The sequence below is a fragment of the Pseudomonas sp. Pseusp10 genome, from assembly GCF_059492225.1.
This window is the reverse complement of sequence record NZ_CP168528.1, coordinates 2,348,649-2,365,659: the sequence shown is the minus strand read 5'-3', so window position 1 is coordinate 2,365,659 and position 17,011 is coordinate 2,348,649. Positions and strand designations below refer to the sequence as shown.

Here is a 17,011-nt window from a genome sequence, read left to right as displayed (position 1 = left end):
CAGGCATGATCAACTATGCTTGAGCAGCGAAAGGAAACGGAAGTGGTTCACCCCCCCATGGACATCAAATTCACCAACCGGCTGTCATTCAAGCAAGCCCGGCTTACCGTGCTGGTCGGTTTCATTCTGGGCACGCTGCTCAGCCTGCTGCAAATAGGCATCGATTATGCCAGTGAAGACGCCTCCATCAATCGTGAAATCCTTTCATTACTGGAAATCAGCCACAACCCGGCCTCGCGAATCGCCTACAACATCGACGCCGAACTCGCCAAGGAACTGACCCTGGGCCTGCTGCGCTCGCCAGCGATCATTAGCGCGAAACTGATCGACAACAACGGCATTGTGCTGGCCAACGTCAAGCGACCCGGTGTGGAAAACGATTACCGTATGCTCAGTGACTTCCTGTTCGGCGCCAATCGACAGTTCGAAGACCGACTTTACCTCGATCATTTACCCAACGAATCCCTGGGTACGCTGCGGCTGAACGTCGACACTTACGCCTTCGGCAACCGGTTCCTGCGCCGGGCCGAAGTGACCCTGCTCAATGGTTTCGCCCGCAGCCTGCTGCTGTCCGGCATCCTGCTGGCACTGTTCTATGTGATGCTGACCAAACCCCTGGTACGGGTCATCCGTGAACTCAGCGGTCGCGACCCGAGCAGTACCGAGCCGACTTCACTGGAATGTCCCGCCGGGCACGCCAACGATGAGATTGGCGTGCTGGTCAAGGTTGCCAACCAGCAATTCAAGAACATTGCCACCGAAATCCAGCAGCGGCGCAACGCGGAAAACCGCCTGACCGAATACCTCGGCCAACTGGAAAATATCGTCTCGGCCCGCACGGCCGAACTCAAGGCGATCAATTCCCGGCTGAGCCAATCCAACGAGGAGCTGGATGCCGCTCGCAGCACAGCACTGGACATGGCCGAAGCCCGCTCGGTGTTCCTGGCCAACATGAGCCATGAAATCCGCACGCCCCTCAATGGTTTGCTCGGGATGATCGCGTTGTCCCTCGACGGGCCGCTGAATGCCGAACAACAGCAACAACTGTCGATCGCCCATGACTCGGGCAAAGTGCTGGTGGAACTGCTCAACGATATTCTCGACTTGTCGAAGTTCGATGCCGGTCAGCTCGAGCTCGAGCACATTCCCTTCGACCTCGGCTCGCTCATCGAGGACACCGCCAACCTGTTGTCGCAGAACGCCGCCCCCAGCGTCGAACTGACCTGCCTGATCGATCCGCACTTCCCGGCACTGGTGCTCGGCGATCCGACCCGGGTGCGGCAGATCGTCAGCAATCTGCTGTCCAACGCCCTCAAGTTCACCCGTTTCGGGCGTGTCGACGTGCGCCTGTCGACGTTCGGGGACGGCGTCAGAATCGAAGTCTGCGACACCGGCATCGGCATCCCTCAGGATGCCCAGGTCAAAATCCTCCAGCCTTTCACCCAGGCCGGCGTCGGTATTACCCGCCAGTTTGGTGGGACCGGGCTGGGCCTGGCCCTGACCTACAACCTTTGCGAGGCCATGCAAGGGCGCCTGACAATCAGCTCCGAGCCGGGGTTTGGCAGCCAGTTCTGCGCGGATTTACCATTGCCCAGCCATACCCGTGCAGTGCCTGCTGTTTCGCTCAAGGGTAAAGTCATCGCCATCACTGCCGCCAGCAGCGGGCTGGGCGAACTGCTCAACAGTCTGTTGCCTGGCTGGGGGCTGGACTATGAACGGCGTTCCATAGATGACCCACTGCTTGGCCTGGCAGCCGACGTACTCATCACCGATTGCCCCGAATGCCTGTTCAATTTGCGCCCCACCCTCAGCGCGCCGATCCTGCTGATTACCGCTTATGGCAATTTCATGCCCAGCGAAGAGGCCAACGCCCTTGCACCCTTGCAACAACAGGCCCGCCCCCTGGCCCGCAATACGCTGCTTCAGACGTTGCGGCGGATCCTGCAACCGCAAACCCACCCGATCAACGAAGCCCGACTCGACACGCAATGCCCGCAACGCCGCGGGCGCGTGCTGTTGGTGGAAGATAATCCGGTCAACCAGTTGGTGGCCAAGGGCATGCTCGGCAAACTCGGCTGCGAGGTCACCACCGCGGCTCATGGTGCAGAGGCCCTGGATCAACTCGAGCATCGGGAATTCGACCTGGTGCTGATGGACTGCAACATGCCGGTGATGGACGGCTATGAAGCCAGCCGGCAAATCCGCCGCAGCGGACGCTGGCCGCAACTGCCCATCGTCGCCCTGACGGCCAACGCCATGTCGGAGGAGCGCGAACGCTGTCGTGCCGCGGGCATGAGCGACTACCTGGCCAAACCTTTCCGGCGCGAAGAACTGGCTGCCCTGCTGGACTTGTGGATCCCCGTTACGACAGTGCCTTGATCTGTCTCAACAGGTGATCGAGACCATCGCGCAAGTCATTGAGACGATTCAGGTCGACCCCGCTATCGCACAACAGACGCGCCTTGAGTGGCCCGACCTGATCGCGCAAGGCCATGCCGGCTGGCGACAGGCTCAGATGCACTTCACGCTCATCGCGCGCCGAACGCTGACGCTGCACCAGTTGCAGTTGTTCGAGGCGCTTGAGCAACGGTGTCAACGTGCCGGAATCCAGGGCCAGGCGCTCACCCAATGCCTTGACGGTCGGTTGCTCCGGGGCCGCTTCCTGCCACTCCCACAGCACCAGCATCGCCAGGTACTGAGGGTAAGTCAGGCCCAACTGATCGAGCATTGGCTTGTAGCCGCGAATCACCGCCCGGGAAGCCGCGTACAGCTTGAAGCACAGCTGGCTGTCGAGCCTCAGGGAATCGACTGACAAGCTGTTCATTTGAGCAGGGCTTCGATCTCGCGGGTCAGGTCCTGCGGCTTGGTCGCCGGGGCGAAGCGCTTGACCAGTTGCCCGTCCTTGCCGATCAGGAACTTGGTGAAGTTCCACTTGATGCCCTGGGAACCCAGCACACCCGGTGCGCGCTTTTTCAACTGCACGAACAGGGGATGGGCGCCAGCACCATTGACTTCGATCTTTTTGAACAGCGGGAAGCTGACACCGAAGTTCAGCTCACAGAACTCAGAGATCGCCCCTTCGTTGCCCGGCTCTTGCTTGCCGAACTGGTTGCAGGGAAAACCGAGAACCACCAGGCCCTGGTCCTTGTAGGTCTGCCACAGCTCTTCCAGACCTTTGTACTGCGGAGTGAAACCGCATTTACTGGCCGTGTTGACCACCAGCACGGCTTTGCCGGCGAAATCCGCCAGGGTCTTTTGCTCCCCCTTGATCGTGGTGCAAGGGATACTCAGCAGGTTGTCGATCATGTTTGAGGTTCCGAGTGAATGGAAGAGACAACAAAGTAGCTAGCAATTGAATTGTGTGCAATTTAAATATCCGGAAAGCGATCATCGGATCGCTTCGGGGACTTATTCGCGGGGCACCAGGTCCAGACACACCGAGTTAATGCAATAACGCAGGCCTGTCGGCGGTGGGCCATCCGGGAACACGTGGCCAAGGTGCGCGTCGCATTTGGCGCAGACCACTTCGGTGCGGATCATGCCGTGGCTGACATCACGGATTTCGGTCATGGCGCTGTCGCCGATCGGCGCGTAGAAACTCGGCCAGCCGCAGCCGGAATCGAACTTGGTCGTGGAGTCGAACAGCGGTTCGTTACAGCAGATGCAGTGGTAGACACCGTCGGTTTTGGTGGCGTTGTATTTACCGGAAAACGGTCGTTCGGTGCCTTTGAGGCGGCACACGTTGTACTGCTCTGGATCGAGCATCGCCTTCCATTCTTCCAGGGTTTTTTCCAACTTTTCCATCATCACACCTCAGCGGCTGAAAAAGCCCGATCTGTACCTTTTCCACGGATCGGGCGGCACGTATGATTGCGCCTCGTCAAACGCCAGTCTGGCAGCCAGACCACGCGCATTCAAACGGAAATATGGGTGCTGCATCTCAAGGCGTCAGGCCTGTGTGAATACGCAGGATTCCCAGCACGGCTGCCCAAACGCCGTCTGGATCGTTCATTTTCGGGAACACATCGCCATGCAGGTCAGCAAATCGAACAAGCTCGCCAACGTCTGCTACGACATTCGCGGCCCGGTGCTCAAGCACGCCAAGCGCCTGGAAGAGGAAGGCCATCGCATCCTCAAGCTGAACATCGGCAATCCGGCGCCCTTTGGTTTCGAAGCGCCGGATGAAATCCTCCAGGACGTGATCCGCAACCTGCCGACAGCCCAGGGCTACAGCGACTCCAAGGGGCTGTTCAGTGCGCGCAAGGCCGTGATGCAGTATTACCAGCAAAAGCAGGTAGAAGGCGTCGGCATTGAAGACATCTACCTGGGCAACGGCGTTTCCGAACTGATCGTGATGTCGATGCAGGCCCTGCTCAACAATGGCGACGAAGTACTGGTGCCGGCGCCTGACTACCCGCTATGGACCGCAGCCGTGAGCCTGTCCGGCGGCAACCCGGTGCATTACCTGTGCGACGAGCAAGCCAACTGGTGGCCGGACCTGGCCGACATAAAGGCCAAGATCACCCCGAACACCAAGGCCCTGGTGATCATCAACCCGAACAACCCGACCGGCGCGGTGTATTCGAAGGAAGTGCTGCTGGGCATGCTGGAGTTGGCCCGCCAGCACAATCTGGTGGTGTTCTCCGACGAGATCTACGACAAGATCCTCTACGACGATGCCGTGCACATCTGCACCGCCTCCCTGGCGCCGGACCTGCTGTGCCTGACCTTCAACGGTCTGTCCAAGTCCTATCGCGTAGCGGGCTTCCGCTCCGGGTGGATCGCCATTTCCGGCCCGAAACACCACGCCCAGAGCTACATCGAAGGCATCGACATGCTGGCGAACATGCGCCTGTGCGCCAACGTGCCGAGCCAGCACGCGATCCAGACCGCCCTGGGTGGCTATCAGAGCATCAATGACCTGGTACTGCCGCAGGGCCGCCTGCTGGAGCAACGCAATCGCACCTGGGAGTTGCTCAACGACATTCCAGGCGTGAGCTGCGTCAAGCCGATGGGCGCGCTGTATGCATTCCCGCGAATCGACCCCAAGGTCTGCCCGATCCATAACGACGAAAAATTCGTCCTCGACCTGCTGCTCTCCGAGAAACTGCTGGTGGTTCAAGGCACCGCTTTCAACTGGCCGTGGCCAGATCACTTCCGCGTCGTGACCCTGCCCCGTGTCGATGACCTGGAGATGGCCATCGGACGCATCGGCGGCTTCCTCAAGTCCTACCGCCAGTAAGCGATCTGTCACCGTGCGACGTCCCCGAGCGTCGCACGGTGATTCATCCGGCAACATTTGTTTGCATTGCGCCACTGGCTGTCCCTTTGCCCGTTGCCAGATCTTGCCCTGCCTGATTGCACCTAACAAAGGCGGGGGTCTTTGACATGAATTGACTGACAAACACTTCCCGCATACTTGTCGGAAATGCCCTGCAAGCAGCTAGACTGTTGCCGTAGGACACAGTTTGAAATAGTCACCCGGTTGAATACCCCGGTGCAGCACCTTATATACCCCGCAGTACGCTACATCTTTAGCATGAGGAGATTTCTACAACCATGATGCGCATCCTGCTGTTCTTGGCCACTAACCTGGCGGTCGTGCTGATTGCCAGCATCACCCTGAGCCTTTTCGGCTTCAACGGGTTCATGGCGGCCAATGGGGTTGATCTCAACCTCAATCAGCTGCTGATTTTCTGTGCGGTCTTTGGTTTCGCCGGTTCGCTGTTCTCGCTGTTCATCTCCAAGTGGATGGCGAAGATGAGCACCAGCACCCAGATCATCACCCAGCCACGCACCCGTCACGAGCAATGGCTGCTGCAAACCGTCGAGCAACTGTCCCGCGAAGCCGGGATCAAGATGCCCGAGGTCGGTATCTTCCCGGCCTACGAGGCGAACGCCTTCGCCACCGGCTGGAACAAGAACGACGCATTGGTCGCGGTCAGCCAGGGGTTGCTCGAGCGCTTCTCGCCGGATGAAGTGAAAGCCGTCCTGGCCCACGAAATCGGCCACGTAGCCAACGGCGACATGGTTACCCTGGCATTGATCCAGGGCGTGGTGAACACCTTCGTGATGTTCTTCGCACGGATCATCGGCAATTTCGTCGACAAAGTGATCTTCAAGAACGAAGAAGGCCAGGGCATTGCCTACTACGTGGCGACCATCTTCGCCGAACTGGTTCTGGGCATCCTGGCCAGCGCCATCGTCATGTGGTTCTCGCGCAAGCGGGAATTCCGCGCCGATGAAGCAGGTGCAAACCTGGCCGGCACCGCCGCGATGATTGGCGCCCTGCAACGCCTGCGTGCGGAACAGGGGCTGCCGGTGCATATGCCCGACACCCTGAACGCCTTCGGCATCAACGGTGGCATCAAGCAAGGGTTTGCCCGCATGTTCATGAGCCACCCACCGCTGGAAGAGCGTATCGACGCTCTGGCTCGTCGTCGGGGCTAAGAGGCTCCACCGCAAATGAAAAGGCCCGCAGCAATGCGGGCCTTTTTTTGTCTGCTGGTTGGCGCAGCGCTCATTCTGACTTCCTCGCGAGCAGGCTCGCTCCCACACAGGTTCTGCGTCGTTCACAAATCCCTGTGGGAGCGAGCCTGCTCGCGATGAGGCCAGCGCAAATAACCACCGTTACCGACTGGAAACCCGATACACCCGCTCCTCAAGTCGCGTCACACCCGCGTCCAGGAACTTCCCGCTTTCACTCAGTACGTCCTGATCCTCCAGAACCTTCAACGACCACGACCCACCCAACAATCGCTGCACCTCATCATCGAGTACGGCAAACGGCGGTCCGTCCATTTGTGCCTGGTCATAGTCCAGCGTGATCAATAATCCGCGACACTCTTTCGGCAATATGCGATTCAGGTGCGCGGCATATTGCTCACGCATCTTCGGCGGCAAAGCAATCAGCGCGGCGCGATCATAGAGCGCAGAGCAATCAGCCGTGTCCCCGGCCGTCAGCTCAAAGAAATCGCCGCACCACAGCTCAATGGAACCTGCCCGATAAACCTTGAACGGCCCCTGCTCGCTGACGGCCGGATCAAAGCCATGTTCGCTGAAAAACTCCTCGACGGCTTTTTCCGACAGCTCGATTCCCAAGACCTCATGACCTTGATGGGCGAGCCAAAGCAAATCCAGGCTTTTTCCACATAACGGCACCAACACGCGTGCCCCTTCTTCAAGGCTTAACCCTGGCCAGAACCGCTTCAGATAAGGGTTCACCTGCGGCAGGTGAAAGCCGATCTGATTCGCCGCCCATTTTTTGTGCCAAAACTCAGGCTGCATAATTAACCCCGAAAATTCGATCAAAACACCCTAAAACTTATATTAGATTTAGATCAATGATCTGGCTGAAGATGTAGCATCTTAACTCTCAGGAGCTCATTCATGTTCCCCAGCCTGTACATATCCCACGGCTCCCCGATGCTCGCTCTGGAACCCGGCGCCAGCGGGCCGGCGCTCGCTCGCCTGGCCGCCGAGATACCGAAGCCCAAAGCCATCGTGATTGTTTCTGCGCACTGGGAAAGCAATGAGCTGCTGGTCAGCGGCAGTCCACAACCGGAAACCTGGCATGACTTCGGCGGCTTTCCCAAAGCCCTGTTCGAGGTGCAGTACCCGGCTCCCGGCGATCCACGACTCGCCGCAGAGGTTGCCGGGTTATTGAAAACAGCTGGCTTTCCTGCACGTATCGACAGCAATCGGCCTTTCGACCATGGTGTCTGGGTGCCTTTATCGTTGATGTACCCGCAAGCAGACATCCCGATTGTCCAGGTTTCGCTGCCCACCCGTGGCGGCCCTGCCCTGCAGACCCGCGTTGGCCACGCGCTGGCCAGCTTGCGTGAGCAAGGCATACTGCTGATCGGCTCCGGCAGCATCACTCACAACCTGCGGGAACTGGACTGGCATGCCGGCCCCGAAAGCGTTGAGCCCTGGGCCCTGGCGTTTCGCGACTGGATGATCGGGAAACTCGCAGCGAACGACGAAGCCGCGCTGCACGACTATCGCGCGCAAGCACCGAATGCCGTGCGCAACCATCCCAGCGACGAACACCTGTTGCCGCTGTACTTTGCCCGAGCTGCCGGTGGGCCGTTCAGCATTGCCCACCAGGGGTTCACCATGGGTGCGTTGGGGATGGATATCTATCGCTTCGGGTAACCCATGGACCGAGTCGTCCCCATCGCGAGCAGGCTCGCTCCCACATACGACCGCGTTTTTTCAGAATGAATACGATCAAATGTGGGAGCGGCGGTGCGGCGATCCGACTTGCTCGCGAAGGGGCCACCGCCGCTCACCAGCCAAGTCTTGACGACAGGCAAAAAAAATCCCCGAACCAGTCGGGGATTTTTTATGTTCGATCAATCAGCCCGAAAGCGGATCAATCTTCGCGGTAGCGACGCAGCTTCAACTGCTTACCGGCAACGCGAGTGTCCTTCAGCTTGGTCAGCAACTTCTCAAGACCATCTTCCGGCAGCTCGACGAGGCTGAAGCTGTCACGCACCTGGATGCGACCGATCGCTTCACGCGCCAGACCACCTTCGTTGAGGATGGCGCCCAGCAGGTTCTTGGCGGCGATACCGTCACGCGCGCCCAGCGCGGTACGGCAACGGGCACGACCTTCGGCCAGTGGCATCGGAGCACGACGCTCACGGTCACCACGCTCAGGACGATCACCGGAACGCTCTGGACGATCGCCACGCGGTGCATTGTTCGGCACCAGTGGACGCTCTTTCTCGATAGCGGCCAGGTTCAGCGCTTGACCGTTGGTAGCCTTGCGCAGCAGGGCTGCGGCCAGGGCACGCGGGCTGCAACCGATGTCGGCAGTCAGGCGATCCAGCAGATCACCGTGGGTCGATTCAGCATCGGCCACCAGTGGCGACAGGCTGTTGGTCAGTTTCTTGATGCGCGCATCCAGAACAGCTTGAGCGTCTGGCAGGCGAACTTCAGCAACCTTTTGACCGGTTACACGCTCGATCACTTGCAGCATGCGGCGCTCGCGCGGAGTCACCAGCAGCAGTGCACGACCTTCGCGACCGGCACGGCCGGTACGGCCGATACGGTGAACGTAGGACTCTGGATCGTACGGCATGTCAACGTTGAACACGTGAGTGATGCGCGGAACGTCCAGACCACGAGCAGCAACGTCGGTCGCCACAACGATGTCCAAACGGCCATCCTTGAGGGAGTCGATTACGCGCTCACGCTGGTTCTGGGCGATGTCACCGTTCAGCGCAGCGGCTTTGTAGCCTTTGGCTTCCAGGGCACTGGCCAGATCCAGGGTCGCTTGCTTGGTGCGCACGAACATGATCAGGGCGTCGAAATCTTCCACTTCCAGCAAGCTGAGAACGGCCGAAGTCTTCTGGTCAGCGTGAACCAGCAGGTGAGCCTGCTCGATCGCGGTAACGGTCTGGGTCTTGCTCTGAATCTTCACGTGCTTCGGATCGCGCAGGTGGCGTTCGGCGATGGCACGGATCGATTGAGGCAAAGTAGCCGAGAACAATACGGTCTGACGGGTTTCCGGCATGGCCTTGAAGATGACTTCCAGGTCGTCCATGAAGCCCAGCTTGAGCATTTCGTCGGCTTCGTCGAGAACCAGGTGGTTCACGGTCGCCAGTACTTTTTCGTCGCGACGCAGGTGGTCGCACAGACGGCCCGGAGTGGCGACAACGATTTGTGCGCCATTACGGATTGCTTTCAGTTGTGGGCCCATCGGCGCGCCGCCGTAGACAGCCACAACAGTTACACCCGGCATTTGCTTGGCGTAGGTTTCGAAAGCGGTTGCAACTTGTAGCGCCAACTCACGAGTTGGGGCCAGGATCAGAGCTTGCGGCTCGCGCTTGGACGGATCAATGCGGTGCAGAATTGGCAGAGCAAAGGCAGCGGTTTTACCGGTACCGGTTTGCGCCTGACCAATCATATCGTGACCGGCGAGAATGATCGGGATCGACTGCTGCTGAATGGCCGAAGGCTCTTCATAGCCGGTAGCGACTACTGCAGCGACAATATTTGGATGAAGTTCAAGAGCGGCGAAGCCGCCGATTTCCTGGGTCATGGGTCTGCCTCTAAGTGCATCCGCAAAGACCCATGCTCCAAAGCTGCGCATGCCGTGTTGAGACTCAAGAGTCGCCCTGGCAGCTTTGTCGGCGGGGATTTGCGAAAACGAATGAATGAAAAGAATCGTCAAGGAAGAGTCCGCTGGGCGGACGTGCAGCCGAAGCTGGCTTCGGGGAATTGCGCTACCTAAACGCGGCCCGGTTAAAGGCCGGCGCGCACTATACCGGAATTCGCCCAAAAAGGGAGTTTTTTTTATCGGAAATCCACTGGATACGCCGTTGTGTCACAGGCTTTGCGAATAATCGATCAGCCGTCTATTTTTCAAAGGCCCGGCCTTGCGGGTGACGGCGCTAAAACGGTTCACCCTTTGCCGTGCAGACGGCCTGTCTGGCACGCCTTTCCTACCCCCGAGGATCGCTCCATGAATCAGCCCTGCTCCAGTCGAGTCAGCCGCGAACGGCATGGTCATGTGTTCCTGATCGGTCTGGATCGGGTGGCCAAGCGCAACGCCTTCGATCTCGACCTGCTCAACGCATTGAGTCTGGCCTATGGCGAATTCGAAACCGACAGCGAGGCGCGGGTGGCTGTAGTGTTCGCTCATGGCGAGCACTTTACCGCCGGGCTCGATCTGGTCAATGCCAGCGTCGCACTGGCAGATGGCTGGCAGGTTCCACCCGGCGGCTGTGATCCGTGGGGAGTGTTCGCAGGTCCCCGGGTCAGCAAACCGGTGATCGTCGCCGCCCAAGGTTATTGCCTGACCATCGGCATCGAACTGATGCTGGCCGCCGACATCAACCTGTGTGCCAGCAACACCCGGTTCGCGCAGATGGAAGTGCAACGCGGGCTCTTCCCGTTCGGCGGTGCCACCCTGCGTCTGCATCAAGTCTCAGGTTGGGGTAACGCCATGCGCTGGTTGCTGACCGGTGATGAGTTCGACGCCCATGACGCCTTGCACCTGGGACTGGTGCAGGAAGTCATGGCCAGCGAGGATTTGCTGCCCCGGGCGATCGAGCTGGCAGAACGGATCGCCCGCCAGGCTCCGCTCGGGGTCCAGGCAACGCTGATGTCTGCACGACAGGCCCGGTATGAAGGGGAAACCGCAGCGGCACAGGCGTTGCCGCTGCTGGTCAAGAAGTTGATGGCTAGCGAGGACGTCAAGGAAGGCGTGCGATCGATGGTTGAGCGGCGGCCTGGCGTCTTCAAAGGGCTTTAGCCTTGTATTGCCAGGTAGAAAGCTATCGCGAGCAAGCTCGCTCCCACAGGGGATCGCGTTCAAATGTGGGAGCGGGATTGCCCGCGAAGAGGCCCGGATAGTCAGCGCAATCATGTCGCCGGGCGAATGCACTTGATCAACGACTGCAACGAATACCCCAGGCGCGGCGCCAGCGCTTCGGCGCGGGCGATCAGGCCGGCCATGTCCAGTTCCTGGTCCAGCTCCGACGGCACGATCAGAATCACGTTGCCCTCCTTCACCGGCAGCTCCCAGTAATGTCGGTGATACAAACCGCGCAACAAGGCGGCGCCCAAGGGTTTGCCGTCGTCGGTAGCCCATTGGTTGATGACCAGCCAGCCACCCGGATTCAATCGCTTCTGGCAGTTTTCCAGAAAGCTCCAGGCCAGATGCCCGACACCCGGACCGACATCGGTATAAAGGTCGACGAAAATCAGATCGGCCGATTCAGCGGTGTCGAGCAACTCCAGCGCATCGCCAACGCGGATGTACAGGCGCGGGTCGTCATCCAGCCCCAGATACTCAATGGCCAGGCGCGGTACATCCGGGCGTAGTTCGATGGCTTCGACATCTTCCAGCGGCAGGAACTTGAGGCAAGCCTGGGTCAGCGTACCGGCGCCGAGGCCGAGAAACAGCGCACTTTCCGGTTGTTCGTGGCACAACGCACCGATCAGCATCGCCCGGGTGTAGTCGTACTCGAGCCAGCTCGGATCGGCCGTGAACACGCAGCTTTGCTCGATGGCATCACCGAACTCGAGAAAACGGTAATCGGCCACTTCCAGCACACGAATCACGCCGAACTCGTCCTGTACCTCGGCGAGCAGATGCTCGACGCGCTCCTCAGTCATTTCATCTCCTGATCGTCACCGGGGCCGGCAACGCAATAACACCGCGTGTAGAGAGCGGCAAAGGCGAGATTGTCGGCGAAGCGACGGGAGCAGGTCACGTACTAATTTGCTGATAACATGGACGTCCGAGCGAAAACACTAGAGACCGTGATGAGCCAACCCTGGAGCCCTGACAGCTGGCGCGCCCTGCCGATCCAGCAACAACCCCAATACCCCGACGCCGCACATTTGCAGCAGGTCGAGCAGACCCTGGCCAGCTATCCGCCTCTGGTGTTTGCCGGTGAAGCCCGCGAGTTGCGCCGTCAGTTTGCCGAGGTGACCCAGGGCCGCGCGTTTCTGTTGCAGGGTGGCGACTGCGCCGAAAGCTTCGCCGAGTTCTCCGCGGCGAAAATCCGCGACACCTTCAAAGTGTTGTTGCAGATGGCGATCGTGATGACTTTTGCCGCAGGCTGCCCGGTGGTCAAGGTCGGGCGCATGGCCGGGCAGTTCGCCAAACCGCGTTCGGCCAACGACGAAACCATCGATGGCGTGACCCTGCCCGCCTACCGTGGCGACATCGTCAACGGCATCGGTTTCGACGAAAAAAGCCGCGTGCCAGACCCGGAACGCCTGCTGCAGTCCTATCACCAGTCCACCGCCACCCTGAACCTGTTGCGCGCGTTCGCCCAGGGCGGTTTTGCCGATCTGCATCAGGTGCACAAGTGGAACCTGGACTTCATCGCCAACTCGGCACTGGCGGAAAAATACCGCCACCTGGCCGATCGCATCGATGAAACCCTGGCGTTCATGCGCGCCTGCGGCATGGACAGTTCGCCGCAACTGCGCGAAACCAGTTTTTTCACCGCCCACGAAGCCCTGCTGCTGAACTACGAAGAAGCCTTTGTGCGTCGCGACAGCCTGACCAACGATTACTACGATTGCTCGGCGCACATGCTGTGGATCGGCGACCGCACCCGCCAGCTCGACGGCGCCCACGTCGAATTCCTGCGTGGGGTGAACAACCCGATCGGGGTCAAGGTCGGCCCGAGCATGAACCCCGACGACCTGATTCGCTTGATCGACGTGCTCAACCCGGACAACGACCCGGGCCGCCTGAACCTGATCGCGCGGATGGGCGCGAACAAGGTCGGCGATCACTTGCCGCAACTGATCCGGGCCGTCCAGCGTGAAGGCAAGCAGGTGCTGTGGAGTTCCGACCCGATGCACGGCAACACCATCAAGGCCAGCAGCGGCTACAAGACCCGCGACTTTGCGCAAATCCTTGGCGAGGTGAAGCAGTTTTTCCAGGTGCACCAGGCCGAAGGCAGTTATGCCGGTGGCATTCACATCGAAATGACCGGGCAGAACGTTACCGAGTGCATTGGTGGTGCGCGACCGATTACCGAGGACGGCTTGTCGGATCGCTACCACACCCATTGCGATCCGCGGATGAATGCCGATCAGTCGCTGGAGCTGGCGTTCTTGATTGCGGAAACACTGAAGCAGGTTCGGCGGTGAGTCAGTAACCTTTTTGCTGCCTGATAGTCCGCCTTCGCGGGCAAGCCCGCTCCCACAATAAACCGCGTTCGTCCGGATAATTCGGTCAAATGTGGGAGCGGGCTTGCTCGCGAAGGGGCCAGTTCAGTCACCCTCAATCTGTGCCAATGCCACCCGCAACCGCGCCGCACTCGCCCGCGGGCAATTCAACTGAACCTGCGCCAACCCCAGCCAAGCCGCCATCTGTCGCAGATTGACGGCCAACGCCAGCATTCCCTCGTCATCCAGCCCCGGCTCTTCCTCATGCACTGCATACACCGCCAGTCGCCCCATCGCCCGTTCGGCGCGCAGGTCGACCCGCGCGGCAATCCGTTCGTTGTGCAAAAACGGCAGGACGTAATAGCCGTAGACTCGCTTGTCCTGCGGCGTGTAGATCTCCAGGCGGTAGCGAAAGTCGAACAGGCGCTCGGTGCGGCTGCGCTCCCAGATCAGCGAATCGAACGGTGAGAGCAATGCACTGGATACAACTTTGCGCGGCACCTTGGGCTCGGGCAGGCAGTAAGCCGGCTGTCGCCAACCCTGTACTTCACAGGCACTCAACTCACCTGCCTCGAGCAACTCCGCCAATCGCAAACGACTGTCCGTCGGGTTCAGGCGAAAATAGTCCCGCAAGTCTTTCTCCGTGCCCACGCCCAAGGCTGTCGCGGCATGCAGCAACAGGCCGCGCTGGGCCTCGGCCTCACTGAGTAGGGGTTGTTGCAGAATCGCAGCAGGGATCACCCGCTCGGGCAGGTCATAGAGCCGTTCGAATCCCCGCCGGCCGGCAACGGTCACTTCACCGGCAGCGAACAACCATTCCAGTGCATGCTTTTCCGCACTCCAGTCCCACCAGGGCCCGGCACGCTCCTGACGGGTCGACAGGCTCCCGGCGCCCAGCGCGCCCTGCTCTTCAACCGAAGCCAGCACCCGGCGAATAGTGTCCTGTTGTTCCCGCCCAAAGCGCGCCAATTGCTGATAAATGTCTTCGCCGCGGCTTGCACGCTGCATGCGCCAACGCATCAATGGGAACATGGAAAGTGGCAATAACGAGGCTTCATGGCCCCAATACTCGAACAACGTACGGCGCCGGCCCTGGCTCCAGGCAGCCTGGTCGAGCAAATCGGAGGAGTAATTGCCGAGGCGGGAAAACAGCGGAAGGTAGTGCGAACGCACCAATGCATTGACCGAATCGATCTGCAAGATGCCCAGCCGCTCGATCAGGCGATTGAGCGCAACAGCCTTGATCGCCGCTGGCGGCGACCGCCCATTGAACCCTTGGGCGACCAGCGCCAGACGCCGAGCCTGTTTGAGGGTAAAGGACAACGTTGCGGGCATGGATACCTCCTTGTCTGCTCGCAACCTACCTCACTGGTAAGGGGTTTGTGTAGCGTGGCATTCATCATTTATTGACCGGATCATTTATGCATCGGGTCGTTCCAGAACGGTTTGATCGACTCGTTCTCCACATCCGCACGGCTCATGCCGATGTCCTTGAGTGCTTCGTCGCTCAAGCTCGCCAGCAGTTCGCGCTCGCGATGCAGTTCGTACCAGCGGCCGACCTTGTGCAGCAGATCGGAAATCACGTGAATCGAGTGTTTTTCTGCACCGTGGAACTCATGTTGACCTTTCATCTTGTTACCCTCCGTTTGGATGGCTCCAGTCTCGCGCCGGGTCTAAGATCAATCCAACGAATGTTTCTGATGTCACATATCTCGGAGATTGATGGATGTCGGCCTACCCGAGTATCGATACCGAAGTCTTGCGCACCTTCGTCGCCATCGCCGACCAGGGCGGCTTTACCCGCGCCGGTGAAATGGTCAATCGCACCCAGTCAGCCGTCAGCATGCAGATGAAACGGCTGGAAGAAGATGTGCTGCAGCGCCAGTTGTTCCAGCGCGACGGGCGGCAGGTGCGGCTGACAGCCGAAGGCCAGGTGTTGCTCGGCTATGCGCGGCGTATCCTCAAGCTGCACAGCGAGGTCTTCAATACGCTGCGTGAGCCCGATATGGTCGGCACGGTGCGCATCGGTACGCCGGACGATTATGTGATGCGATTTCTCCCGGGGATTTTACGCCGGTTTGCCCAGTCCTATCCGCTGATTCAGATCGAAGTGCACTGCGAATCATCAAAGCAACTGCTGATGCGCCAGGACCTCGACCTGTCCATCGTCACCCGCGAACCGGGCAGCGAAATCGGCCAGTTGTTGCGCAAGGAGCGTTTCGTCTGGGCCGAGGCGCAATGCTATAGCGCCCACGAGCAGACGCCGCTGCCCCTGGCGATGTTCAACAGCGACTGCTTCTGCCGCCAGTGGGCCTGCAACGCCCTTGATGCCCAGGGGCGCGATTACCGGGTGGCGTACAACAGCGACAGCCTGTCGGCGATCATGGCCGTGGTCAGCGCCGGCCTGGCCGTCACGGCACAGCTTGAAAGCCTGATCACCGCGGACATGCGCATCCTCGGTGAAGCCGAGGATCTGCCGCTGCTGCCCGAGGCCAGCATCATGCTCGTGCGCAACCTGCATAATCCGTCGCCGATCACCGAGTGCCTGGCCGAGCACATCATCGAAGGCTTCAAACTTTGAAGGCGAGCATCACCGCACACGCCACCAGATAGCCGCAGAACAGCCCACGCAGCAGCCGCTCCGGAATTGCATGGGCAATCTTCACGCCCCAACTGATGCTGAGCAGCCCGCCTATCGCCAAGGGCACGCCGATCAACCAGTCCACCTGATGGTGCACGGCATAAGTCACCAACGTCACGCCGGTGCTTGGCAACGCCAGGGCCAGGGACAGTCCTTGCGCCACCACTTGGCTGGTCCCGAACACGCTGGTCAGCACCGGTGTCGCCACCACGGCTCCGCCGACGCCAAACACGCCGCCCATGGTGCCGGACGCCGCACCGAGTACGCCCAGCCATGGCCACGGATAATTCATCTGCGACGCCGCCGGGGCGCTGGCGGAGAACATTCGTGCCAGGTTAAGGGCCGACAGCGCGATGAGGAACCCGACAAAGCCTGAACGCATGGTTTGTGCATCAATGCCCACGGCCCATATCGAGCCGAGCCAGGCAAAACTGAAACCCATCGTTGCCAACGGCAGCGCATGTCGCAGTTCAATCCGGTTGCGCTGCTGATAACGCCATAGCGCCAGCATCACGTTCGGCACCACCATCACCAGCGCTGTGCCTTGGGCAATCTGCTGGTCGAGCCCGAACAGCACGCCCAGCAGCGGAATGGCGATCAGGCCGCCGCCGATACCAAACAACCCGCCGAGCGTGCCCAACGCAGCGCCGAACACCAGATACATCACAAACTCAATCACGGCCGATTTCTCCTCACATCACGCCATTGATCCTACGCAGTTGC

Annotated in this window: 16 protein-coding genes; 7 read left to right on the top strand and 9 right to left on the bottom strand. The window is 60.0% G+C overall.

Going from position 1 to position 17,011, the window contains the following annotated elements; all coding sequences use genetic code 11:
* Nucleotides 1-15: 15 nt before the first annotated feature.
* Nucleotides 16-2,379, top strand: coding sequence for a hybrid sensor histidine kinase/response regulator (locus tag ACEN8Z_RS10645; RefSeq protein WP_495597585.1), 2,364 nt, complete (start codon nucleotides 16-18; stop codon nucleotides 2,377-2,379).
* Here the strand turns inward: ACEN8Z_RS10645 and ACEN8Z_RS10640 are convergent.
* The 3 genes from ACEN8Z_RS10640 to msrB all read right to left on the bottom strand — a co-directional run bounded on the left by ACEN8Z_RS10640 (nucleotide 2,363) and on the right by msrB (nucleotide 3,804).
* Nucleotides 2,363-2,824 carry a MarR family winged helix-turn-helix transcriptional regulator gene (locus tag ACEN8Z_RS10640; protein ID WP_495597584.1) on the bottom strand — a complete coding sequence of 154 codons (462 nt, stop codon included), beginning with the start codon at nucleotides 2,822-2,824 and terminating at the stop codon, nucleotides 2,363-2,365. The genes ACEN8Z_RS10645 and ACEN8Z_RS10640 overlap by 17 nt on opposite strands.
* Entirely contained in the window at nucleotides 2,821-3,306 is a 486-nt protein-coding gene (locus ACEN8Z_RS10635; protein WP_495597583.1) for a glutathione peroxidase, read from the bottom strand. The genes ACEN8Z_RS10640 and ACEN8Z_RS10635 overlap by 4 nt, the downstream gene beginning before the upstream one ends.
* Nucleotides 3,307-3,408: 102 nt before the next feature.
* A complete protein-coding gene (gene msrB, locus ACEN8Z_RS10630) occupies nucleotides 3,409-3,804 on the bottom strand; it encodes a peptide-methionine (R)-S-oxide reductase MsrB (RefSeq protein WP_429491525.1) in 396 nt (131 codons plus the stop codon).
* 226 nt (nucleotides 3,805-4,030) lie between these two features.
* Between msrB and ACEN8Z_RS10625 the strand changes: the two genes are divergently transcribed.
* On the top strand, nucleotides 4,031-5,242 hold the full coding sequence (locus ACEN8Z_RS10625) for a pyridoxal phosphate-dependent aminotransferase (protein WP_007973513.1): 1,212 nt from the start codon (nucleotides 4,031-4,033) through the stop codon (nucleotides 5,240-5,242).
* Between the two features lie 317 nt (nucleotides 5,243-5,559).
* Nucleotides 5,560-6,450: a protease HtpX gene (gene htpX, locus ACEN8Z_RS10620; RefSeq protein WP_007973520.1), complete on the top strand. Its 891-nt coding sequence runs from the start codon at nucleotides 5,560-5,562 to the stop codon at nucleotides 6,448-6,450.
* A gap of 180 nt (nucleotides 6,451-6,630) precedes the next feature.
* Here the strand turns inward: htpX and ACEN8Z_RS10615 are convergent, their stop codons facing one another.
* Nucleotides 6,631-7,287 (bottom strand): thiopurine S-methyltransferase, encoded by a 657-nt coding sequence (locus ACEN8Z_RS10615; protein WP_495597582.1) that lies wholly within the window; start codon nucleotides 7,285-7,287, stop codon nucleotides 6,631-6,633.
* A 102-nt stretch (nucleotides 7,288-7,389) separates the two neighbouring features.
* Between ACEN8Z_RS10615 and ACEN8Z_RS10610 the strand changes: the two genes are divergently transcribed.
* A complete protein-coding gene (locus ACEN8Z_RS10610) occupies nucleotides 7,390-8,157 on the top strand; it encodes a DODA-type extradiol aromatic ring-opening family dioxygenase (protein WP_495597581.1) in 768 nt (255 codons plus the stop codon).
* A 220-nt stretch (nucleotides 8,158-8,377) separates the two neighbouring features.
* Here ACEN8Z_RS10610 and ACEN8Z_RS10605 read toward each other — a convergent pair whose 3' ends face one another.
* Nucleotides 8,378-10,051 (bottom strand): DEAD/DEAH box helicase, encoded by a 1,674-nt coding sequence (locus ACEN8Z_RS10605; RefSeq protein WP_008002675.1) that lies wholly within the window; start codon nucleotides 10,049-10,051, stop codon nucleotides 8,378-8,380.
* Nucleotides 10,052-10,474: 423 nt separating this feature from the next.
* Between ACEN8Z_RS10605 and ACEN8Z_RS10600 the strand changes: the two genes are divergently transcribed.
* Nucleotides 10,475-11,266 (top strand): crotonase/enoyl-CoA hydratase family protein, encoded by a 792-nt coding sequence (locus ACEN8Z_RS10600; RefSeq protein WP_495597580.1) that lies wholly within the window; start codon nucleotides 10,475-10,477, stop codon nucleotides 11,264-11,266.
* Nucleotides 11,267-11,376: 110 nt separating this feature from the next.
* Here the strand turns inward: ACEN8Z_RS10600 and ACEN8Z_RS10595 are convergent, their stop codons facing one another.
* Nucleotides 11,377-12,132, bottom strand: a complete 756-nt coding sequence (locus tag ACEN8Z_RS10595) for a spermidine synthase (protein WP_495597579.1) — start codon at nucleotides 12,130-12,132, stop codon at nucleotides 11,377-11,379.
* A 150-nt stretch (nucleotides 12,133-12,282) separates the two neighbouring features.
* On the opposite strand from ACEN8Z_RS10595, the gene ACEN8Z_RS10590 reads away from it, so the two are divergent.
* Nucleotides 12,283-13,629, top strand: coding sequence for a class II 3-deoxy-7-phosphoheptulonate synthase (locus ACEN8Z_RS10590; protein WP_108229893.1), 1,347 nt, complete (start codon nucleotides 12,283-12,285; stop codon nucleotides 13,627-13,629).
* Between the two features lie 123 nt (nucleotides 13,630-13,752).
* On the opposite strand, the gene ACEN8Z_RS10585 is transcribed toward ACEN8Z_RS10590, so the two are convergent.
* The gene (locus tag ACEN8Z_RS10585; RefSeq protein ID WP_495597578.1) at nucleotides 13,753-14,982 is read right to left on the bottom strand and encodes a winged helix-turn-helix domain-containing protein; all 1,230 of its coding nucleotides are present in this window, start codon (nucleotides 14,980-14,982) and stop codon (nucleotides 13,753-13,755) included.
* 80 nt (nucleotides 14,983-15,062) lie between these two features.
* Nucleotides 15,063-15,278, bottom strand: a complete 216-nt coding sequence (locus tag ACEN8Z_RS10580) for a DUF1127 domain-containing protein (protein ID WP_007983517.1) — start codon at nucleotides 15,276-15,278, stop codon at nucleotides 15,063-15,065.
* A 95-nt stretch (nucleotides 15,279-15,373) separates the two neighbouring features.
* Here ACEN8Z_RS10580 and ACEN8Z_RS10575 point away from each other — a divergent pair, with 95 nt between their 5' ends.
* Complete coding sequence (locus tag ACEN8Z_RS10575; RefSeq protein ID WP_108229891.1) at nucleotides 15,374-16,228, top strand: LysR substrate-binding domain-containing protein; 855 nt, start codon at nucleotides 15,374-15,376, stop codon at nucleotides 16,226-16,228.
* On the opposite strand, the gene ACEN8Z_RS10570 is transcribed toward ACEN8Z_RS10575, so the two are convergent.
* Nucleotides 16,218-16,952, bottom strand: coding sequence for a sulfite exporter TauE/SafE family protein (locus ACEN8Z_RS10570; protein ID WP_495598114.1), 735 nt, complete (start codon nucleotides 16,950-16,952; stop codon nucleotides 16,218-16,220). The two genes, ACEN8Z_RS10575 and ACEN8Z_RS10570, sit on opposite strands and share 11 nt — an antisense overlap.
* Nucleotides 16,953-17,011: the final 59 nt, after the last annotated feature.